Source organism: Infirmifilum sp., from assembly GCF_049970975.1.
In the GTDB taxonomy this organism is placed as follows: domain Archaea; phylum Thermoproteota; class Thermoprotei; order Thermofilales; family Thermofilaceae; genus Thermofilum; species Thermofilum uzonense.
Map to the genome: position 1 here is coordinate 1 of NZ_JBMFLX010000139.1, position 3,257 is coordinate 3,257.

At 50.6% G+C, this 3,257-nt stretch carries 3 protein-coding genes; 2 read left to right on the forward strand and 1 reads right to left on the reverse strand.

What is annotated here, in order from left to right:
- Positions 1–412: 412 nt before the first annotated feature.
- Positions 413–592: a hypothetical protein gene (locus ACP5KC_RS09610; protein WP_428287416.1), complete on the forward strand. Its 180-nt coding sequence runs from the start codon at positions 413–415 to the stop codon at positions 590–592.
- 422 nt (positions 593–1,014) lie between these two features.
- Here the strand turns inward: ACP5KC_RS09610 and ACP5KC_RS09615 are convergent, their stop codons facing one another.
- Entirely contained in the window at positions 1,015–1,284 is a 270-nt protein-coding gene (locus tag ACP5KC_RS09615) for a hypothetical protein (protein ID WP_428287417.1), read from the reverse strand.
- Positions 1,285–1,666: 382 nt separating this feature from the next.
- On the opposite strand from ACP5KC_RS09615, the gene ACP5KC_RS09620 reads away from it, so the two are divergent.
- A complete protein-coding gene (locus ACP5KC_RS09620; protein WP_428287418.1) occupies positions 1,667–2,341 on the forward strand; it encodes a metallophosphoesterase family protein in 675 nt (224 codons plus the stop codon).
- Positions 2,342–3,257 lie beyond the last annotated feature (916 nt).

A 3,257-nucleotide genomic window follows, 5' to 3' on the forward strand; every position in this document is an offset into this window, starting at 1 on the left:
CATGTATGAATGTAAAGCGTTGCCGAAAAGCATCCGCCGGACAAGCAAAAAACCTACAAAAAACTTAAAAACCCACAAAAACAACCAAAACCAGCCCCAGAAATCAAAAAATAGTTGAAACAGATTGAAAGTGCCGCGGTCCAGCCCGCTGTGGTAGCCAGGTCCAGAAATCAAAAGATAGTTGAAACTGCACGCTCACCTGCGCCACTGTGAGAGCGGTGAGGAGGCCAGAAATCAAAAGATAGTGGAAAGTCACTGACTTTCGATTTTTGTAGTTGACGAGGTACGGCGTAAAAGTCAAAAGGTAGTTGAAAGCTGAGATAGGTCCAGTAAAGAACGTGGAGGAAGGGAGTTGGGACGGTCTTTACATTAGCTCCACGGTTTTTCCTCACGTTACACTGGTACTGGTGGAATGGTTAGGGAGGTAAGTGACAAAGACTCCTTTTACCTTTTTGTGGAGGGAATTGAAGTTGCGAGAGTCCTATCGCTAGACAACCTAGGGCTTTTCCATGTGGAAATTAAGGACGGGGATTACCACATCTACGAGGAAAGGAAGTTTACGATCGGCGATGAGACGTTCGGAGTGGAATAGAGGATCAGCGTCCTTAAGGACAAGCAAGAGATAGATCTGGTGAGTCAACGTGCGAAGAGAGTCGCCCTATTCGGTGTCTGATTCCTCGGGACAAGAATGTTGAGAAACTTAGCGATATTCTTTGAGAAGATAATAGTTATAGATTACGATCGTGTAGGCGAGGAAAACGTTAATTATCAAGACCTATATATAATAGACGATATCGGGTATGATAAAACTCTAGTTGTATCTCACGACGCTACATTAGTAGTCTCACACTATCACATTCGTTGCCCATACTTCCTCGGGTCCTGACACTGGCTGAAGAGCGTCATGGGAGTGACCGTCGCCTTATAGACTCATCGCCTGAGCGTCTGCGTGCTTAAGCCACAATCTCCATGATTAGTTGTCAGTAGTTGTCACTACACCCGTCTTCTCTGTCGTCATATATCGAATACTCCGAGCCAATTCCGCTTTCGAATACTCCGAGCCAATTCTGCAACAGGGTCGTTTAGCATCCTCCAATCTTGATAGGGGAGCCTATGGTAGACTCCGGCTATATAGGGATACCCGCCCATCTCTCTAATCTCTACGTATACCTCTTTGGACAGGTAGCGATTATTAGGGTCCGGAATGCAAACCCTGATTATTTTTCCACCGAATGGGCTCCTACCTACGTAGTTGTTATACTCCCTTACGTGTTCGCATCCCATGGGTAGATACCTCTTTCGTATTTATAAATCTTGCATACACGATGCGACGAACTCTACAGTACCGGCCTCCGAGACCGCTTACGGCTCTCCGAGCATGCTGAGCTTGATAGGCCGGACGAGTAGGAGTTCCCAATTCTAACTCCCTTCTGCCGGTGACTCCGATAACCTGTATCCTGGGACTTGACTATAGTGTGACGACTTACGCAGAACCTGCTAGGCATTGTTACAGTATATGTAAATTATCTGTAGTCTAGGCTAGGAAAATCATTCATGAGATTTGACCGATTTCCTCCAGCACGGTGTCGAGCCCTGAATTCCACTCTTGGTCGATCATAACGCGTACAATGTAAGAAATTTTTTGTACGCACTCTCACAATCCTTGATGAAAATACTGTTCGTGAGCGACCTACACAAGACCCTAGAGAGCCTGGAGGAGATGGAGTCGGTGGACTGGTTGCTGAGCATCATTGACGCCGTTAAGCCCGACTACCTGATCTCAGCCGGGGACATGGGGGAGGCTATCACCGCCTACGACTTGCAACGGATAACGAGCAGGACGAAGGCGATTATAGTCTACGGCAACCACGAGAACTTCCTGGTCATCAAGGACTACTGCGTAAGGGACGGCCAAGTGATAGAGCTAGGGAACCTGAAGGTCTCGGGGATCAACGGCCTGGTTGAGGAGGACGAAGAAAGGAAGGGGAGGAGAAGGGAGTACGCCTTTGACGTAAGGCTCCTGGCGAGGCTCAGCAAGAGGCTCGAAGGGGTGGACGTCCTCGTCTCCCATCAACCCCCTTACTTGCCCGAGGTCTACCCTGGTATGAGGTACAGCCCGGGGCTGGAGGCCTTCACCCGGTTCCTGTACGAGGTGAGGCCCAAGCTCCACCTCAGCGGCCATATGACGGGGGGTTGCTACACCTACTATGAGTTCCCCTGGGGAGGGCGTTACTTGAGAGTCGACAGCTCCTCGAAGCACAGGTGCTACGCGGTGATAGAGGAGGATAGAGTGACGGTGTACGAAAGAAGCGCGGAGATCTTCGCGTTTGAGTGGGGCTGAGGCCCTGGGTGACTGGTTAACGGCACAGTCGGAACCGGGACCTAAGGGAGCTTTTACCCCCCTACTAACAACCGCCGTACGAGAACCACTCTAAATGGACAGCCGCGTTCAGCAACATGTTGCGGCCCCTCAGATCCAGCAGGCGGGGTGAGGAATCTAGATACCTATGAGCCCCGTGGAACTTCACAACACTAGCAATAATTTAGTAAATATATGGACTTTATAAAGACAACCAGCCAGCCACACCACCCGATGCCACGAGCGTTGCAACAACAAGGTCTTAAAAACGCCTAGGTTTACACATGTCTAGAGGAGGCGCACGGCGGAGGCCGCCCCTCCCATCAGCCACGACATACGTCATCACGCGGCCCTCCCCTATCTACACAGCAACCCATAGAACTATCTACCCGATCCCAAGCGTTGAGGGGGCAAAAAGCTCTGTGCTTAGCGCCGTGCACAGAGGCGCTACCCCTTATACGTCTCGTGTTGCCTACGCCAACGCGCAACACCTCCCAGCTCCACACCGCCGCACTTCCTCGACCTCATTGCGTTGAGAGACACTGCCCAGATCTACAGCCGCGCTACTCGCCCGCGGCTCTCGGAAGCTTGCCCCAAGCGTTGAGGAGAGAGTGTAAACAGCTGGGCTAGCTACCGCAAGCCGGGCCTCGCACCTCCAGACATGAAGCGTAAAATAGACGACACTAAGATTCTTTACAAACACATAAACATGTACACGGCGCGGCGAAGAATGGCGTTGGGTCTCGGCGTTTTCTCATCCTCCACGTTGCTGTGCTTGCGAAGAATGGCGATCGCCTATCCTGAAAAGAGACATATATGAATGTAAAGCGTGGCGGAAAAGCGTCCGCCGGACAAGCAAAAAACCTACAAAAAACTTAAAAACCCACAAAAACCATAA